At 67.1% G+C, this 15571-nt stretch carries 17 protein-coding genes; 8 read left to right on the top strand and 9 right to left on the bottom strand.

Translation table 11 applies throughout. The features are described 5' to 3' along the window. Positions 1-310 precede the first annotated feature (310 nt). Positions 311-1108, top strand: coding sequence for a hypothetical protein (locus ACFFNX_RS03645; protein ID WP_378195043.1), 798 nt, complete (start codon positions 311-313; stop codon positions 1106-1108). A 46-nt stretch (positions 1109-1154) separates the two neighbouring features. On the opposite strand, the gene ACFFNX_RS03640 is transcribed toward ACFFNX_RS03645, so the two are convergent. Next, positions 1155-2465 carry a S41 family peptidase gene (locus ACFFNX_RS03640; protein WP_378195040.1) on the bottom strand — a complete coding sequence of 437 codons (1311 nt, stop codon included), beginning with the start codon at positions 2463-2465 and terminating at the stop codon, positions 1155-1157. A 211-nt stretch (positions 2466-2676) separates the two neighbouring features. Between ACFFNX_RS03640 and ACFFNX_RS03635 the strand changes: the two genes are divergently transcribed. Then, complete coding sequence (locus ACFFNX_RS03635; RefSeq protein WP_378195037.1) at positions 2677-3330, top strand: response regulator transcription factor; 654 nt, start codon at positions 2677-2679, stop codon at positions 3328-3330. A gap of 23 nt (positions 3331-3353) precedes the next feature. Beyond that, on the top strand, positions 3354-4577 hold the full coding sequence (locus ACFFNX_RS03630) for a sensor histidine kinase (RefSeq protein WP_378195033.1): 1224 nt from the start codon (positions 3354-3356) through the stop codon (positions 4575-4577). A 22-nt stretch (positions 4578-4599) separates the two neighbouring features. On the opposite strand, the gene ACFFNX_RS03625 is transcribed toward ACFFNX_RS03630, so the two are convergent. Further along, positions 4600-5517 carry a hypothetical protein gene (locus ACFFNX_RS03625; protein WP_378195030.1) on the bottom strand — a complete coding sequence of 306 codons (918 nt, stop codon included), beginning with the start codon at positions 5515-5517 and terminating at the stop codon, positions 4600-4602. Next, positions 5517-5813, bottom strand: coding sequence for a hypothetical protein (locus ACFFNX_RS03620; protein WP_378195027.1), 297 nt, complete (start codon positions 5811-5813; stop codon positions 5517-5519). The genes ACFFNX_RS03625 and ACFFNX_RS03620 overlap by 1 nt, the downstream gene beginning before the upstream one ends. 64 nt (positions 5814-5877) lie before the next feature. On the opposite strand from ACFFNX_RS03620, the gene ACFFNX_RS03615 reads away from it, so the two are divergent. The 4 genes from ACFFNX_RS03615 to ACFFNX_RS03600 all read left to right on the top strand — a co-directional run bounded on the left by ACFFNX_RS03615 (position 5878) and on the right by ACFFNX_RS03600 (position 10273). Further along, a complete protein-coding gene (locus ACFFNX_RS03615; protein ID WP_378195024.1) occupies positions 5878-6270 on the top strand; it encodes a YbaB/EbfC family nucleoid-associated protein in 393 nt (130 codons plus the stop codon). A gap of 7 nt (positions 6271-6277) precedes the next feature. After that, positions 6278-6637 carry a YbaB/EbfC family nucleoid-associated protein gene (locus ACFFNX_RS03610; protein WP_378195021.1) on the top strand — a complete coding sequence of 120 codons (360 nt, stop codon included), beginning with the start codon at positions 6278-6280 and terminating at the stop codon, positions 6635-6637. 230 nt (positions 6638-6867) lie between these two features. After that, positions 6868-7824: an acyl-ACP desaturase gene (locus ACFFNX_RS03605; protein WP_378195018.1), complete on the top strand. Its 957-nt coding sequence runs from the start codon at positions 6868-6870 to the stop codon at positions 7822-7824. A 949-nt stretch (positions 7825-8773) separates the two neighbouring features. Next, positions 8774-10273: an acyl-CoA dehydrogenase family protein gene (locus tag ACFFNX_RS03600; protein WP_378195015.1), complete on the top strand. Its 1500-nt coding sequence runs from the start codon at positions 8774-8776 to the stop codon at positions 10271-10273. 24 nt (positions 10274-10297) lie between these two features. On the opposite strand, the gene ACFFNX_RS03595 is transcribed toward ACFFNX_RS03600, so the two are convergent. The 6 genes from ACFFNX_RS03595 to ACFFNX_RS03570 form a co-directional block, all read right to left on the bottom strand. After that, entirely contained in the window at positions 10298-10873 is a 576-nt protein-coding gene (locus ACFFNX_RS03595; RefSeq protein WP_378195012.1) for a GAF domain-containing protein, read from the bottom strand. A gap of 31 nt (positions 10874-10904) precedes the next feature. Further along, positions 10905-11486 (bottom strand): GTP-binding protein, encoded by a 582-nt coding sequence (locus ACFFNX_RS03590; protein ID WP_378195009.1) that lies wholly within the window; start codon positions 11484-11486, stop codon positions 10905-10907. Beyond that, positions 11467-11835 (bottom strand): DUF742 domain-containing protein, encoded by a 369-nt coding sequence (locus tag ACFFNX_RS03585; RefSeq protein WP_378195006.1) that lies wholly within the window; start codon positions 11833-11835, stop codon positions 11467-11469. The genes ACFFNX_RS03590 and ACFFNX_RS03585 overlap by 20 nt, the downstream gene beginning before the upstream one ends. 2 nt (positions 11836-11837) lie before the next feature. Further along, the gene (locus ACFFNX_RS03580) at positions 11838-12269 is read right to left on the bottom strand and encodes a roadblock/LC7 domain-containing protein (protein ID WP_378195003.1); all 432 of its coding nucleotides are present in this window, start codon (positions 12267-12269) and stop codon (positions 11838-11840) included. A 31-nt stretch (positions 12270-12300) separates the two neighbouring features. Then, a complete protein-coding gene (locus tag ACFFNX_RS03575; RefSeq protein WP_378195001.1) occupies positions 12301-13851 on the bottom strand; it encodes a sensor histidine kinase in 1551 nt (516 codons plus the stop codon). Positions 13852-14345: 494 nt separating this feature from the next. Next, positions 14346-14738 carry a luciferase domain-containing protein gene (locus ACFFNX_RS03570; RefSeq protein WP_378194998.1) on the bottom strand — a complete coding sequence of 131 codons (393 nt, stop codon included), beginning with the start codon at positions 14736-14738 and terminating at the stop codon, positions 14346-14348. Between the two features lie 163 nt (positions 14739-14901). Between ACFFNX_RS03570 and ACFFNX_RS03565 the strand changes: the two genes are divergently transcribed. After that, on the top strand, positions 14902-15474 hold the full coding sequence (locus ACFFNX_RS03565; RefSeq protein WP_378194995.1) for a DUF5134 domain-containing protein: 573 nt from the start codon (positions 14902-14904) through the stop codon (positions 15472-15474). Positions 15475-15571: the final 97 nt, after the last annotated feature.

Here is a 15571-nt window from a genome sequence, read left to right as displayed (position 1 = left end):
TTCATCCAATCTTATAATTCATAATGTTATATATCACAACGGCCTCAAGTGCCCATCGTTCCAGGGGTGACCCCGTTCGAGAAGAGGTGCGACCCCACCGAACAGCCCACTGGTCCGTTGACCTCGGAGTTCTCGCGACTTTGCGGCCAGGTCTTGACGCGACCGACATCGCTACTTCAAGCTCTGTTACGAATGAAACATTCTGGCCGAGAAAAACACATAAAAGCTGGTATGTCCTGGCTCCTTCTCACTCTTAAGCCTGTGAACCACACGACTTCGGGATCGCATCGACACTGGAGGCAGAGAGCGCATGTCCGGACACAACGAAGGGGCGATCACCCGCCGCAGGATGCTGGGATTCGCCGGCGCGGCCGGGCTGGCCGGAGCCGGGCTCGTCGTGGGCGCCGGGCCGGCGTCGGCGCGCACGTACGGCTTCGACCAGCTCTTCGAACTGCCCGACACCGACAACATGCAGGGCCTGGCCTACCGCCGTGGCCGCTACTACGTCGGATTCGACGTGGGAGACGGCCACGGCGTGATCCGGGCCTACGACGGCTCCGGGACCAGGCTGAAGGAGACCGCGCCCCTCGCCGTGGGGCACGCGGCCGAACTGAGCTTCCGCGACCGCGACGGCCACCTGTACGTGGCCACCGGGGGCGGAACCAACCCGACCAAGGTGCACGTCGTCGACATCGCCGCCGCGAACCCGCAGGTCATCCGGACGATCGACTTCGCGTCACTCGGCAACTCCGGCCTGGTCGCCGTGGACAACCGGCGCGACGGCCTGCTCGTGCACGCGGGCCCGGACGACGACGGCCCGTTCGTCTTCGCCTTCGCCGGCTTCGACGGGACGGTGCGATCACAGTTCACGCTCGAGAGCCAAGGCGTTCCGCAGGGTCTGGAAATGGCACGCGACAAGATCCTCTACTACACGAACAACACGATCACCGTACTGAGCCGCAAGGGCACCATCCTGGAAGTGATCGACGTGCCCGAAGCGGGTGAAAGCGAAGGCCTCGCCGTCGCGAACGCCGGAACTCGCACACGGGTGTTCGCCGGCTTCAACAAGCCCAACCGCATCTACGCCATGACGCCCACCTTCAGCTGACCGGCACCGCGACCGCCCCCGCTTCATCGGTCGCATATCCAGCTCGTCACGAGGTGCGGTGAAGGAGGGCGACGGCCTTGGCGACGGCGGGATCCTTGCCTCGGGAGAGTGCGTCCGCGGTCAGCGGTTCCTGGTAGTGAGGCGCGACGCCGATGGTGGCGATGACCTCTTTGTTCGCTTGGAGGGCGTGGGCGCTGGGCAGTGCCAGCGTGCTGTTGTCCTCGAGTTCGTACTGGGTCATCGGACCCGAGACGAGACCTGCGGTGCGGGTGCCGATCAGCGTACCGAGGCGCAGGTCTCTGACGGCGGCGGCGAACGTGTCGCATGCCGAGGCGCAACTGCGGTCGGTGAGCACCGTCAACGGGAGGTGCACCAGGGCGGTGTCGTCGGGGTACAGGGGTGTGCAGTGGGAGTCGGCGTCGCAGAAATAGGTGTACGCCTTGCCGTGTACCCAGGCACCCAGCAGTTTCGAAAGTTCATCGCCCAGACCGCCGCCGTTGCCGCGCAGGTCGAGGATGACTCCGCGCAGGGTCGCCTTGGTGCGCAACTCGGCGATGGCGGCGAGTACCTGGTCGGCCGCACCGGAGGCGAAGGCGGGCATTTGCACTTTGGCTATGTCACCGTCCACCAGTGTGGCGCTCACGCTCGAGGTCGGCGGGGTGGCGCCGGCACCGGTCGATTTCGGCGGCGTCAGGGTGACGGTGAAGGTTCTTCCGGTGGCCGGGCGGTGAAGTCGGAGGGTCACCGGGCTCTTCGGACTGTTGATCCAGTCCAGCACGCCGGGTTGCAGCGTTCCGTTGATGTAGGGCGGAACCTTGTTGACCGAGATGACCTCGTCGCCGGGCCGGACGCCGGAGGTCTCCGCCGGGGAGCCGGACTTCACACGTGTCACGAACATCGGCGAGGCCGCGGCGGGGTCGGGGAGCCCGCCTCCTTGCAGGCCGGAGACGATGAAGCCGAGCGAGCCCTTTTGCGAGAGCGGGCCGTACTGCCATCTCGCGTGGTCATCGTTAAGGCTGTCCACCATGCCGACCATGGTCGCCGCGGCGATCGCCTGGCGTACGGCCGGATCGGCCGGCAGCCGCTTCTCGATCCTTGTGTAGACGGCGGCGAACGCCGCCCAGTCGGCCGTCCTGTCGCCCGACAGGGCAGGCATGCTCGCGACACTCTGATCGAGGCCGCGGCGTTGCAGCTCTCGCGTGAGCGCGGAAAAGGCGGGGACCAGCAGCGCGCGATCGTCGAGAGTCGAGCCGCTGTAGTAGTGCGCGAAAATGCACAAGTAGGCCTGCCGCAGCGTCGTGATGGTGGTCGGTTTCAGCGGCGGCGATGTCGGGGTGGTCGAGGGGGCCTGCGACACACACGCGGGTGGCGAGCCGGTGGCGCCGTTCGCGGTGGCAGCGTTCCCGCTCACCAGGAGGACGGCACCCGTGACAGCCGTGGCGGCCGCGGCGATCGCCGCGGTGACGATTCGTCTCTTCATGACCGTCGACGTTCGCGTTCGCGATGTTGCACGGGCGTGAGCCTCGACGTTAACGCGGACGCAACAACCGGAATGTTATAGAGACCGTATGCGGATATTGGTGGCCGAGGACGAGGGAATTCTCGCCGACTGGATCGCCGAGGGGTTGCGCGAACACGCCATGGCGGTGGACGTCGTCTATGACGGAGAGTCGGCCGATGAGCATCTGGCGGTCAACGGCTATGACGTGCTCGTACTGGATCGGGATCTGCCGGGTGTGCATGGCGACGAGATATGCCGGCGGCTGGCCCTGGCAAAGGCCGACGTCCGCATCCTCATGTTGACCGCGGCGGCTTCGGTGCGGGAACGGATCGAGGGCCTGGGCATCGGCGCGGACGACTATCTGCCCAAGCCGTTCGACTTCGGCGAGCTGGCCGCGCGTGTACAGGCTCTTGGCCGGCGCAGCGTCGCGTCCGTACCACCGGTCCTCGAACGAGCCGGCATCGTATTGGACACCTACCGGCGCCAGGTGAGCCGCGACGGACGCTTCATCCCGTTGTCGCTCAAGGAGTACGCCGTGCTGGAGATCCTGCTGCGCGCCGACGGGGCGCCGGTCAGCGCGGAGAGGCTGCTGGAGCAGGCATGGGATGAGAACGCCGACCCGTTCACCACGGCGGTCCGCGTTGTCATCAACCGGCTGCGCGCCAAGCTGGGCGGCCCCCCGTGCATACACACCGAGCCCGGCGTCGGGTACCGGCTGTGACCCGCCGTACCGTACGAGCACGGTTGACCATCATCTACTGCGGTCTGTTCGTGGTCACCGGCGTCAGCCTGCTGGTCACGAGCAACCTCCTGCTGATGCACACCCTGAAGCGCCACACGCCGAAGAGCCCGGCGATCGCCACCGGGGTCCCGCCGGACGGGTCGCTCGGTCCCGGGTCGGGTCCGCTGGTGTTCAGGCAGACCTTCCACGCCTTCGACTCCTCCGTGCTCCGCGATCAGTGGATCATCACGGGCGTCATCGTGGCCGTGTTGATCCTCGTGTCGGTCGCCGTGAGCTGGCGGCTGGCCGGCCGCGTACTGCGTCCGCTACATCGCATCACCGCCACCGCCCGCAGGCTTTCCCTGTCCAATCTGCATGAACGGATCGCCCTGGCCGGGCCGTCCGACGAACTGCGCGACCTGGCCGACACCTTCGACGGCATGCTCGAACGGCTCCAGCACGCCGCCGAGTCCCAGCGCCAGTTCGTCGCCAACGCCTCACACGAGCTGCGCACGCCCCTGGCCATTCAGCGGACCGTGATCCAGCTGGGCCTGGACGACCCGTCGCCGGCTCGGCTGGCCCGGGTCCGCAGCGAGTTGCTGGAGGTCACCGCGCGAAGCGAAGCCCTGATCGAGGGCCTGCTCGTGCTGGCCCAGGGCGAGCGCGGACTCGAACAGGTCGAACCGGTGGCGCTGGGCGGCCTGGTCCAGCAGATCGTTCGGGAGACCTCGACGGAAGCCGTGACGCTGAGGGTCGAGGCCGAGCCGCTCGACATCGTCGGTGACCCGGTGCTGCTCGCCCGGCTCGTGGGCAACCTGGTGAACAACGCCGTCCGCTACAACCGGCCCGGCGGTACGGTCGACGTGCGTGTGTCCGCATGCGGGCTGCTGACGGTCCGCAACAGCGGTCCCGCCGTGCCGGAGGACCGGGTCGATGAGCTGTTCGAGCCGTTCCGCAGGATGGAGCGGACCCGGACCGGCTCCGCCTCCGGCGCGGGACTGGGACTGTCGATCGTCGCCGCGATCGCCGAGGCCCACGATGCCACCCTCACCGCACGCCCCAACCCGGGCGGCGGACTGGAGATCAACGTGCACTTCCCCCTGGCCGGAACCGCGAGCGGTAGCGCCCGGACACACCGTGTGGTGGATCGCTCGCGTGTTCCCCGCGTCCCGTCAACGGGACAAACCGGACATGCAGCACCGCGACCAGGTCGTCGCGCTGGTCGATGGCGGACATCGAGGACCTGACCTCGCCGTCATTGAGGCTAGATCATCCGCGGCCGCGGCGCCTCTCCTGCAGAGTCTGCAGATCCTTTTCGGCCAGCTCCTTTCTTGCTTTTGCAAATCGAATCTCGAAGGGATCTCCGAAGCGCTCGGCCTCCGCCAAGTGCTCCTCTGCGGCCACGGCCGTTTGCTCAGCACGATATTCTTGTATGTCCGCCAGAGACGACCAATCGACTTCGGCGTCACTCCTCCTTCCCTCTCGTTCACCCCACGCGTTGAGGGTGTCGCCCTTGTTGGCTTCGAGGCTGTCCGTCGTGAGCCGCCGGGAGCCGCTGTCGGCGGCGAGCCGGGTGTCGGAGGCCTGGAAGGTGCCGCCGGGTCCGGTGGCGGGGAGCGGTTCCTCGCCGGGCGGCAGCCGCAGTCGCTCGACGAGTTGTCTCAGCGTCCCGGTCACATAGCGTTCGATGAGCCGAGAGAGTGTGATGTTGGTGCCCTCGTCCGCCGCGGTCAGCACTCCCTCGGCCCGCGCCCGGCTTTCGAGGAGCTCGGCGGCCGATTCGGCCGGGCCGAAGGGCCCGCCGATCAGCGAGCTGCGCACGAGGGCCACGGCGGTGACGGCGGCGATGCTGATCATCGCGACCTGACTGCTGGTCACGACCTTGGCGGCGCCGCTGATCAGGCCGGGGATGTAGCCGATGGCGTCGTTCGCCTCGGTCAACATCTGGTCGGTCTGCGCGGAGTTGCCGCCCATGGCGCCGGCGGCGTCGCCGGTGTAGGCGGGTGCGCCGGGTCCGATGGTCCGTTCGACGACGTCGTGGGCCTGCGTGGCGGTGGTGTCGGCGGCGGCCTGGGCCTGGGCGTGGACGGCGCTGCTCTGGTGCATCCCGTCGGTGTCGACGTCGGGGTACGGAACACCGATGAGGTTCAGGACATCCTTCAACGCTTCGGGCGGAGTGAGGCCCATCAGAAATCCCCCGCGCGCTGGATCGTCTGCTGGTCGATGACCTCGGTGTCGCCGAGGAGCGTGGCATTACGGTCGACGCCGTCGCCGGTCCAGGTGAGCCTCTCCCCGAGAAGCCGGCGCACCTCGTCCACGGGGCAATCGTTGAGTGTGGACACAAAGCCGCTAATCAAACCGGTGTCGCCCCACGAAGGGTTTCCGGGCTCCTTCGCCGCCGGCGAGCGGAAATCATCGCCGTGCAATGCGAGCCGGCGGGCGGCCGTTTTCGTACGGTCATAGTCCAGATACAGTGAAGACATGGTTAGCAAGCTAACATAACCTTTGTTGGGCGCTCTGCCCGGAGAAATTCGTGGAGGTCGGCGGATGAGTCTCGTCTTTGACGGTGACGACAACCTGCTCGATCAGGTTCTGGAGCAGACGCGTGCGGCGATGGCGAGGCTCCGGGAGGCGCAGGCGGCACTCGGCCGTGTCGTCGGCGAGGGAAAGGCCGCCGACGGCCGGATCACCGCGACGTCCGACGAGCGCGGCGCCATCACCGAACTCCGGTTCGATCCACGGGTGAAGCGGCTGGACCGTTCGACGCTGGGCAAGGAGGTGCTCGCCGCGCTTCAGGAGGCCCAGGCCGACGCCGAGCACCAGCGGCAGGAGATCGTGAGTAAGGCCCTGGAAGAGACCGCGGCCATGCCGGAGCCCTTGGACGAGACCTTCGTTCGCCGGCAGGTCGAGCAGGTGACACACGAGATCCTCGGAAGGTGAGTTCTCGATGACCGACCAGGTGCCCGGCCAGGACACGAAGGACGCCGGGCGGCGAGCCGCGGCGATACGAGCCTGGGTCGAGCAGACCCGGGCCGAGGCCGACCAGGTCGTGGGCACGGGGACGGCGGAATCCGGCCAGGTCACGGCGAAGGCAGCGGCAGGCGGAAGAGTCACGGACATCGGGTTCGGCCCACGGGCGCTGCGGCTGGACGGCAAGAGGCTCGCCGACGCCGTCCGCTCAGCGGTCGGACGCGCACAGCGGGACGCCGCGGAGAAGCTCAACGCCCTGATGCGCACGGCGCCGGACGGCTTCGACCCGGCCGAGACGCAGACCGTCCTCACCCGTATCTCCCAGATCGACTGGTGACCCTCGCCCACAAGCGAGCAGATCGTCCCAGGTGGCCGAGCACACCGCCGCGCTCACGCCGCTCACCGGCGAGGCCGAGCGGATCCTGCGGCGGTCCCGAGCATCCCACCGGCCCACGGAACGGCGCGGCCCCGTTTACGGCGGCACCGGCCGTGGGGAAGGTGGTCTCAGGGGATGAAGATCACCACGCCGCTCCGCAGGCGCCCTTCATGCCACGATTCGGGGGATCAATGTCGTACACGTCCGGGCCGAAGACGTCGTTCGAGCTGCTCACCGAGCTCGAGCCCGTCGTCGCGGCCGAGCTCGACCGCCATCTGGCCACGGCGAAGGAGTGGTTCCCGCACCAGTACGTGCCGTGGAGTCTCGGCCGCGATTTCGACGGCGTCCTGGACGGCGACCCATGGTCACCCGAGGATTCCACCATCTCGCCCTCCGCGAAGGAAGCGCTGGTCGTCAACCTCCTCACCGAGGACAACCTGCCCGGCTACCACCGCGAGATCTCCACCATCTTCGGACGTGACGGCGCATGGGGTACCTGGGTGGACCGCTGGACGGCCGAGGAGAACCGGCACGGGATCGTCATCCGCGACTACCTGACCGTCACACGAGCCGTGGACCCCGTCGCGCTCGAACGGGCGCGGATGAGGCACATGCAGGGCGGCTACCAGGCCGACCACGGCGACAGGATGCTCCACGGCCTGGCCTACGTCTCCTTCCAGGAACTCGCGACACGCGTCTCTCACCGCAACACCGGCAGGGCCTCGGGAGACCCCGTGTGCGAACGGTTGCTGGCACGGGTCGCCGCCGACGAGAACCTGCACATGCTCTTCTACCGCAACCTGCTCGCTGCGGCCTTTGAAATGTCCCCAAATGAGACGATGCGCGCCGTTACCGACGTGGTGACCAACTTCCAGATGCCCGGCCACACCATCGACGACTTCCTACGCAAATCCGTCACCATCGCGGAAGCCGGCATCTACGACCTGCGCATCCACCTCGACGACGTCGTACTCCCCGTCCTGCGGCAATGGCGGGTCTTCGACCTGGAAGGCCTGAACGCCGACGGCGACAAGGCACGCCAGGAACTGTCAGAGTTCCTGGACCGGCTGGACACGACGGCGACCCGATTCACCGAACGCCGAGCACGACGCGACTCAGGCTCCGCGCATCGTCGCCCGCCGCATTAATACGTTTGCGATCTCGCGTCACGTCAGTCACATCGCGCCGAGCTCTAAATTCTTTACAGGAAGGCCACTGATCATCTTACCGCGGGGGGTGAAACGGTCGCCGTAATAGGGTGACGGTGCGTTCGGCGCGCTTTGGTGGATCGCGTATTCGGCAAGGCCCTCCGCACAGATGTCCGGTTCCGGGGATCAAGATCCGCGGAGGAGGTGGACCCGCACCCCGGTTCACGCCGCAGCGCGCCCACGACGCGCTCGCACAATGGCCACCGGCGAACGCGAATACGTCCACTTCCAGGCGACCGGCCGCCGATGCCGTCGCGACACCAATTAGCCCGCAGCCAAATCGTGCGGATCAAAACTCCGGCCCGATTCTCTTGCGGTGGCGAGTCAAGAGGGCACGGTGGCCACATCTGGACCACGTCTCTCTCGCACCACTGTCAACTCTGGTCAGAAGTCTCCTGACTACACGGAGCGACCGGCCCTTCTCTGCAGACCGGTCCGCGAACGCGCAGCCCAGCACCGGCTACCCCGGATCGGGGTCCGCCGTCTCCGCCGCATCGCTATGCGAGAGACCTCATGATTATTCCCACCCTGCCGGTGCCCGACGTGCGTCCAGATGAGGCACACCGTCTCTACTGGGCATAAACCGCCAGGGAACCAGCGTTCGGCAGGGCTCATGCGGGGGAACTAGGATCCACTGGTCGTCCAACCACCCAGGCGTCGGGGATGACCGTGAGCCTCGACGCTTGACTACAGCCTGCCCAAGGTGCCTTGCGTTTAGTGATCTCGGTACTCACGATGATCCTGTAGGCCGCCGCCCGAGTAACAGCACACTCGACAGGAGGTTCGCGTGACCGGCAGTCTCACCATGCATCTGACATTAGGGCGTTCATAGTCGTCGGGACCTGACCACTTCCCCTTTCTGACACCCCGACCTATGAGAGCGGACACCATGAGCAAAGCTCTTCTGTCTCTGTCGACTGACGACTTCATCGCCGGCGTCGAAGCGACCGCCGCCAAGTTCGACACCGCAACTTATCCGCAGCAGAACCTCCCCGCCGACGACTGGGCGCTCCTGGTCGCAAGCGGCATTCTCCTTCCAGTCCTGCCCAAGGAGTACGGAGGCCGCGACAGCCACATCGAGATGTGCCGGGTCGTCGATGCCGTTTCGGAGCAGAATCTGGGGCTCGGCGTGCATGTGACGGTCAACATGGCCCTGGCACTGCGGCCCATCGCGATGTGGGCCGGAGAGGAGGCCAAACGGGAGATGCTCCCGCTGTTCGCCGGGAGCGATCCAATGATGGCCGGAATGGCCGCGACCGAGCCGGGATGTGGCTCGGCCCTGTCCGGCATGACCACCACGTTCGAGGAGACCGACGGCGGTTACCGGATTCGCGGCCGCAAGCACTGGCAGGCCCTCAGCTACTCCGCCCACTGGTGGCTGGTCGTTGCGAAGAACGAGGACCAGGGTCGCCGCGAGTACGGCTATTTCCTCGTCAAGCGCAGCGAGGGGTTCCGGACCGTACAGCGCTACGAGGCACTGGGCCTGAAGGCGGTCGATTACGGAGTCAACGAGATCGACGTGATCGTCCCTCGGCATCGGCGGATCAAGGCCGAGAGCCGGAACCTGAGCACCATGGTGGAGATTCTCCTGGCCTCGCGGTCGATGATGGCGGCGATGGGGTGCGGCTTCCTCCGCCGGATCAGCCGTGAGGCGCACACGTACGCGGACGGCCGTCTGATCGGGCGGGCGCCCCTGTCGGCGATCCGGTTCGCCCGCTACAGGATCGCGGCCATCGACAGCTCGTACACCGTCGTCGAGGCGCTCAACCACTATCTGCGGACGGTGCTGGACCTCAAGGCGGACATGACCCCTGCGTTCCCCGCCGTACAGGCCATCAAGACCGTCGTCACCGAGCGGATGGTCAGCTCGGCGAACCACTACCAGCAACTGACCGGCGGCGAGGGATACCGGTACGGCTCGCCCACCAACATCGCCGGTCAGGCATTCCTCGATTCGCGGGTCTTCACCATCTTCGACGGCAACAACGATCTGCTCAGCCAGCAGCTCGCCGAGTACTGCCTGGCCCGTCTGGAGGGCCGTTCACTCAGCGACTTCCTGGCCGACTGGTCGCTCACGGCGCACGCCGTCAGGACGCTGCGGCCGGACCTGAGGTTCCTCGACCGGGAGCTCGGACAGGAACACATGGTCCTGGCCGGCCGCGCCATCGCCTACCTGTTCGCGATCAGCCAGGTTCTCAAGTGGGCCGCCGAGACCGACGCCAACGCCGGCAGAGTTCAGACCGCCATCGAGTTCCTCAAGACCGACATCGTCGGGGTCACCACGGAGTTCCGCCTGCTGGCAACAGGCATACTCGAGTCCGACGACGAAGTCCCGGCGCAGTCGAACGGCGTACTCTCCCGGTCCATCCCTCTCCAGACCCGGACGTGACCGGGCGGCCAGAGTACGAAGGCCCTAGCCCGGCAGGCCATCGAGACGGTCGATCAACCGGACCAGGTCGGCGGCCTTCTCCTTGATGAGGTTGAGTCCGGGACGACCCCACGGGCGCGGCTCGCTGTCGACGAAACAGACCGTGCCGAGAGCCGTACCCGTGTGGTCGATCAACGGAGCTCCCACATAGGTCCGGATGCCCAGCCCGTCAACGATCGCGTTGCCGGCGAATCGCGGGTAGTCACAGACATCGTCCAGGACGAGTGCCTTGCGCCGGACGACGACATGTGGGCAGAAGCCGAGGTCGAGGGGGGCTTCCCGGTTCTCCAGCAGGGCGTTGGCGGGAGAAACGCCCGGCGGGGTGTACAGACCGCCGAGAAACTGGTGGTCCGTGACGAAGTTCACCATCGCGAAGGGGGCGTTCTCGGCTCCTGAGAGCGACCGGGCCGCTTCGGCGAGCTCGCGGGCGAACGCGTCCAGCTCGCGGTCCGGCGCCTGCCCCAGGCCCAGTGCCCGCAGCCGCGCTATCCGCTGGGGCACTTCGGGGTCGACGGGCGTCAGAAGGTGACCGGAGGGCTCAAACATCTGGTCGTTCGTCACAGAGGTCTCCATGTGAGGGGCTACGGATGTATCAGGCGGACTGGGCGGGCACAGCGGCGAGGAGATGCCGGATCAGGGATCGGAGCGTCGTGGTCGCGGAACGGGTGTCCCGAGCGTCGCACATGACGATCGGCACGCGGGGGTCGAGTTCGAGGGCGGCTCGCACCTCGTCCGGCTCGTAGTGGAACGCGCCGTCGAACTCGTTGACGGCGACCAGGAAATCGATGCCGCGGTGCTCGAAGAAGTCCACGGCCTCGAAACAGGCCTGCAGGCGACGGGTATCGGCCAGCACGATGGCGCCCAGCGCCCCTGCGGACAACTCGTCCCACATGAACCAGAAGCGCTCCTGCCCCGGCGTGCCGAAGAGGTAAAGCACGATTCCGTGTTGTTCGATGGTGATACGGCCGAAGTCGAGGGCCACCGTGGTGGTGGACTTGTTCTCTATCCCGCTCAGACTGTCGACACCGATGCTGGCCGCGGTGATGAGCTCTTCGGTGTTCAGCGGCTCGATCTCGCTCGCCGCGCCGACGAATGTCGTCTTTCCGACGCCGAACCCACCCGCGATCAGAATCTTGACCTGGGTGGGGAACACGTCAGATTCTTTGTAGGCCATCGAGCAGCTTCTCCAAAAGAACTCGGTCGGTGGCGCCGGAAGTGGGACGCGGGGCCCGCATCGCCATGGCTTCGCACTCCACCAGGTCGGCAAGCAGGATCTTGGTAACCGCCACGGGAAGGCGCATGTGCGCCGACACCTCGGCGACGGAGATCGGAGTGCGGCACAGCCCGAGCACCTTGTGGTGTTCCGGATCCATGCCCCGCGGAGCCTGAGCGGTCGCGATCACCAATGACAGCAGATCCAGTTCCACGGTGGGATGGGTACGGCCCGCGCTCACCGTGTACGGACGGATAAGAGGGCCGGCCTCTTCGTCGAGCCATACTTCGTCGTCACCGGCTACTGGCATTCTCACCTGTTCCAGTCGTCAGGCGCGGTGGCCGGCGGCCGGGCCGCGGTGTCCAGGAAGGGCCGGACGGCTTTGATCAGCCGGGCCATCTCGAAGCCGACGACGGCCGGGTCGGCCTCGCTCGTCGCCAGCACCGCGAGCACCGAGTTGAAGCCCGCCCACGTGAGGTACAGCTGGCTGGACTTCAGTTCGGCGACGACCTGACGCACCTCGTTGTTGCCGTCGAACTTGGCGCCGGCGCTCCGTGCCATGGAGAACAGACCAGAGGCGAGTGCCGCGAGATGTTCCGAACTGGCACGATCCATGCCGTGGGCGGCCTTCATCATTCCGTCGGAAGACAGCAGCACACTGCCCCGAATGACGGGGACCTCGTCCGCCAGGCCCTTCAGCAGCCAGGCAAGATCCTGCGCCTGGTTCGGCGAGACGGCGTTCAATGGACGCTCCTTCTAGGTAGGTGACGTTGCATCAGGCTCCGCCACCGGTTCTGTCCGTCATGTCTTCTTCCTGACCGCTGCGCATTCCGTTTTGGAATGCCGCCATCAGGCCCGGGTTGTAGCCGGTGTCCGCATCGTCATCCTCGTCGTCCTTGGGTGCGGGAGTGTTGAGGAGCTCAGGTGCCAGGTTCGACTGAGCGCGACGTCTCGGGAGCTCCGGGCGTTGCCCGTCGCCCCTCGGCGGGGAGAGTTCGGTGCGTCCGTCCGCTTGCCGTGCGGACCCGACCGCACCCTGAGTCTGCCGTGTCCCTGAGGGGTCGCCTGTACGGGCACGGGGGGCATCTGAGCCGCTGAGTACCGGGCCGCCTTCGGCGAGGCCGGAGGCGGGCATCGAGGACGAGGGTACGCCCGCGGTACTGGCCGACAGGGCCGGAACGGCTTCGGCGGGCTCCGGCGTCGTTTCCGGCCGGGCGCTCGGCTCCTGCTGTTCCGAACCGATCAACTCATTGGGTATCACCACGACGGCCTGGGCGCCGCCGTAGAGGTTGGTCTGCAGTCTGACGACGACGTTGTGCCGGCGTGAGAGAGCCGACACCACGAGCAGCCCGATGCGGCCGTCCTTCACGTATTCGTCGACCTCGACGCGTTCGAGGTTGGAGAGCAGGGCGTTCAGCCGATGCTGGGTCTCGCGCGGGATGCCGAGACCGCGGTCGTCGATCTCGATGGCCAGGCCGGCGGTCACGGATTCGGCGCGCAGCAGCACCTGCGTGTGCGGAGGGGAGAACTTGGTGGCGTTCTCCACGAGCTCGGCCAGCAGGTGGATGACGTCGGCGACCGCGCCCCCCTCCAGGGTTCCCTCGACCGGTGGCACCACTTTGACCCGGCTGTAGTGCTCGACCTCGGCGATGGCCGAGCGCAGGACCTCGTACACGGTCACCGGCCTGCTCCACTGACGCCGTGAGGCAGCCCCGCCGATCACGGCGAGGCTCTCGGCCTGACGGCGCATGCGCGTGCTGAGGTGATCGACGCGGAACAGGCCCTTGAGCAGATCCGGGTCCTCGACCTGGTTCTCGAGCTCGTCGAGTCCCTGGATCGCCCGGTGGGACAGTGACTGCATTCGCCGGGCAAGGTTGACGAAGACCTCGACCCTCTGCACGGAACCGCCGGTGTTCCGCTGGTTCGCCGCGCCGATCACCGCGTTCCAGGCTTCGCTCTGAGCCCGCTGCAGCTCCCGTGCGAGGTACACGAAGGGATCGGCGTTCGTGTCGGGCCAGGAGTCGACGTTGCGTGGTGAGACGGTCTCGCCGGCCGCGATCCGCTCCGCCAGGCCCTGCAGGTCCTGACGACCGCGGGCGATCACGAATCCCAGCTCGCCGAGCCGCCGCTGCATCGCCTCCGTCCCGGCGGGCGACTGGCCGGATCCCCGGCGCTCCCGGCGGGTCGCCGTGTCCGCCCCGAAGATCGCGGCGCCCAGGACCACCACCGCTCCCGCGGCGATGACGACGAGTACCAGGCGAGCCTTCGGCGACGAGGATCCCGCCATGAACAGGTCGACCACGGCGGCCACTCCCAGGAGCGCCATGGCGACGGCCGGGAAGATGGAGATGCACAGGTGGAGGCCGTGAAAGTTGGTCGGACGACGTCTACCGCGACGCGACGGCCTGCCATGGCGTCCAGCCTCTTGGCGTTCGGAGACAACGGCAGGCTGGGGAAACTCAGACATCGGCGTCCTTGGGGCGGGGGGACCGGTCGACAACAGGGGTCACAATACTGAGTGAATCGAACATGCATCGAAACACTCCGCGATCGGGTCAATCCGGCGCGCGGTCACGGCGGCGACCAGCAGGTAACCAAGGGTGACCTCAGTAAATGCACGAAATTATCAGCCTTTGAGGAACCTTTACCCTCGCAAACCGGGCGAGCGTACGTCCTCGGAAGCGGGAATCCCGTCCCCAGGGTCGCTGACCTGCGATTCCCTTGTCAGTCCATACCGCACGCGACCCAATGTGGTGACGGTCGCACTGCGATCTCCAGCCACGGGCGCCTTCCCCCGTGTACCCTCTGTCCGCGGTCCGGCTAGGACGCGAGGCTCGCGGCGTACCTGGGGCAGATCGTCATCGTAGGGCGGAGCGGGCGGGACGCGGGGTCGTTCGCCTGAATCGCCAGGCTGACCAAGGACTCCAGAAGAGAGAGATCGCTGTTGGTGTCCAGATGGACCTGCACCCAGTCGGTGTCCGCGACGAGGTCGACGCGGCCGGAGGCGGTGAGGGTCGCGCCAAGACGGCGGATGACCTGATGGGTGAGGAAGACCTCGGCCAGATCGTCCCGGTGAAGGTGGACGAGTTGCAGGCCGTGAAGGGCCAGAGCACGACCGGGCGGGCAGTTCGCACGGCACTCTCTCAGCGGCCAGTTCTGGAATCGGTCGATCACCAGGTCGGCGCATGAGATGAGTCGGTGTGCTGGGCTCATGAATGCCAGAGTGGCGGAAGACCGGGCCGTACGGCTGGTCGGCGCGCGTCCTGGTGGAATACGCCGATTCCAGGTTCCCCGCGGCGTTCCTGGTGCGTTCCTGGACGGGACGGGAACTGGGCGGCACGCGCAGCGCGGCCCCTTCACGTCGACGGAGTCAATGGTGTTCCTTCCTCCTTCCGCCTCCTGGTCGCTGACAGTGGTCTTCGCGTGCCTGGGCGGATGGTTTCTGTACCAGGGCGCGCGTCCGGCGGCCGGGGCCGCCGAGAGGATCTCGTTGTTCCTGCACGCGGTGATGTGCGTGGCGATGGTCGTGATGGTGTGGCCGTGGGGTGCACGAATACCCCACGGCCTCCAGGGCGCGGTACTGGGAACGGGCGTGGTCTGGTTCGTCGTGCTGGCCCTACGCGCACGGCGGATGGTGACCGCGCTCAAGGACGCGCACCATGCCCTGGTCGCGGCGCTGATGGCCTGGATGACCGTCGTGCCGATGTCCGCCCCCGGCGGCGCCCCTCAGCCCGGAACCGACCGCGGACACGCCGCCATGGGCCGGATGGACGGCCCGGCGCCCGCCGCCGTGACGCTTGCCGTCTACTGCTTCGTCGCCGCGGTCGTCTGGCTCGCCGAAGCCTGCACCGCGACAGGCTCGGAACCGCTTCCGCGTCGCCTGCGCGAGGCGACGGGCCACGCCGCGATGAGCCTCGGCGCCTGCGTGCTGATTCTGGCCATGCCATGACCGCGCGGACAAGGTTGGCCAGGCCCACGTGACCCGATTCAGCCTCCACGACGCTTACACGTCGTAGCCGGCAAGGTCGTCGTGGGGCACCGGCCGG

Source organism: Actinoallomurus acaciae (assembly GCF_042429965.1).
GTDB classification, from domain to species: Bacteria; Actinomycetota; Actinomycetes; order Streptosporangiales; family Streptosporangiaceae; genus Actinoallomurus; species Actinoallomurus acaciae.
This window is presented reverse-complemented; position numbering and strand designations above follow the sequence as displayed.

Excerpts from the sequence above, each read along its gene's own strand:
- ACFFNX_RS03605 (WP_378195018.1), top strand. The coding sequence starts at position 6,868 with ATGTCGTACACGTCCGGGCCGAAGACGTCGTTCGAGCTGCTCACCGAG.
- ACFFNX_RS03570 (WP_378194998.1), bottom strand. The coding sequence starts at position 14,738 with ATGAGCCCAGCACACCGACTCATCTCATGCGCCGACCTGGTGATCGAC.
- ACFFNX_RS03600 (WP_378195015.1), top strand. The coding sequence starts at position 8,774 with ATGAGCAAAGCTCTTCTGTCTCTGTCGACTGACGACTTCATCGCCGGC.
- ACFFNX_RS03590 (WP_378195009.1), bottom strand. The coding sequence starts at position 11,486 with ATGGCCTACAAAGAATCTGACGTGTTCCCCACCCAGGTCAAGATTCTG.
- ACFFNX_RS03610 (WP_378195021.1), top strand. The coding sequence starts at position 6,278 with ATGACCGACCAGGTGCCCGGCCAGGACACGAAGGACGCCGGGCGGCGA.
- ACFFNX_RS03625 (WP_378195030.1), bottom strand. The coding sequence starts at position 5,517 with ATGGGCCTCACTCCGCCCGAAGCGTTGAAGGATGTCCTGAACCTCATC.
- ACFFNX_RS03615 (WP_378195024.1), top strand. The coding sequence starts at position 5,878 with ATGAGTCTCGTCTTTGACGGTGACGACAACCTGCTCGATCAGGTTCTG.
- ACFFNX_RS03635 (WP_378195037.1), top strand. The coding sequence starts at position 2,677 with ATGCGGATATTGGTGGCCGAGGACGAGGGAATTCTCGCCGACTGGATC.
- ACFFNX_RS03620 (WP_378195027.1), bottom strand. The coding sequence starts at position 5,813 with ATGTCTTCACTGTATCTGGACTATGACCGTACGAAAACGGCCGCCCGC.
- ACFFNX_RS03645 (WP_378195043.1), top strand. The coding sequence starts at position 311 with ATGTCCGGACACAACGAAGGGGCGATCACCCGCCGCAGGATGCTGGGA.
- ACFFNX_RS03575 (WP_378195001.1), bottom strand. The coding sequence starts at position 13,851 with ATGGCGCTCCTGGGAGTGGCCGCCGTGGTCGACCTGTTCATGGCGGGA.
- ACFFNX_RS03585 (WP_378195006.1), bottom strand. The coding sequence starts at position 11,835 with ATGCCAGTAGCCGGTGACGACGAAGTATGGCTCGACGAAGAGGCCGGC.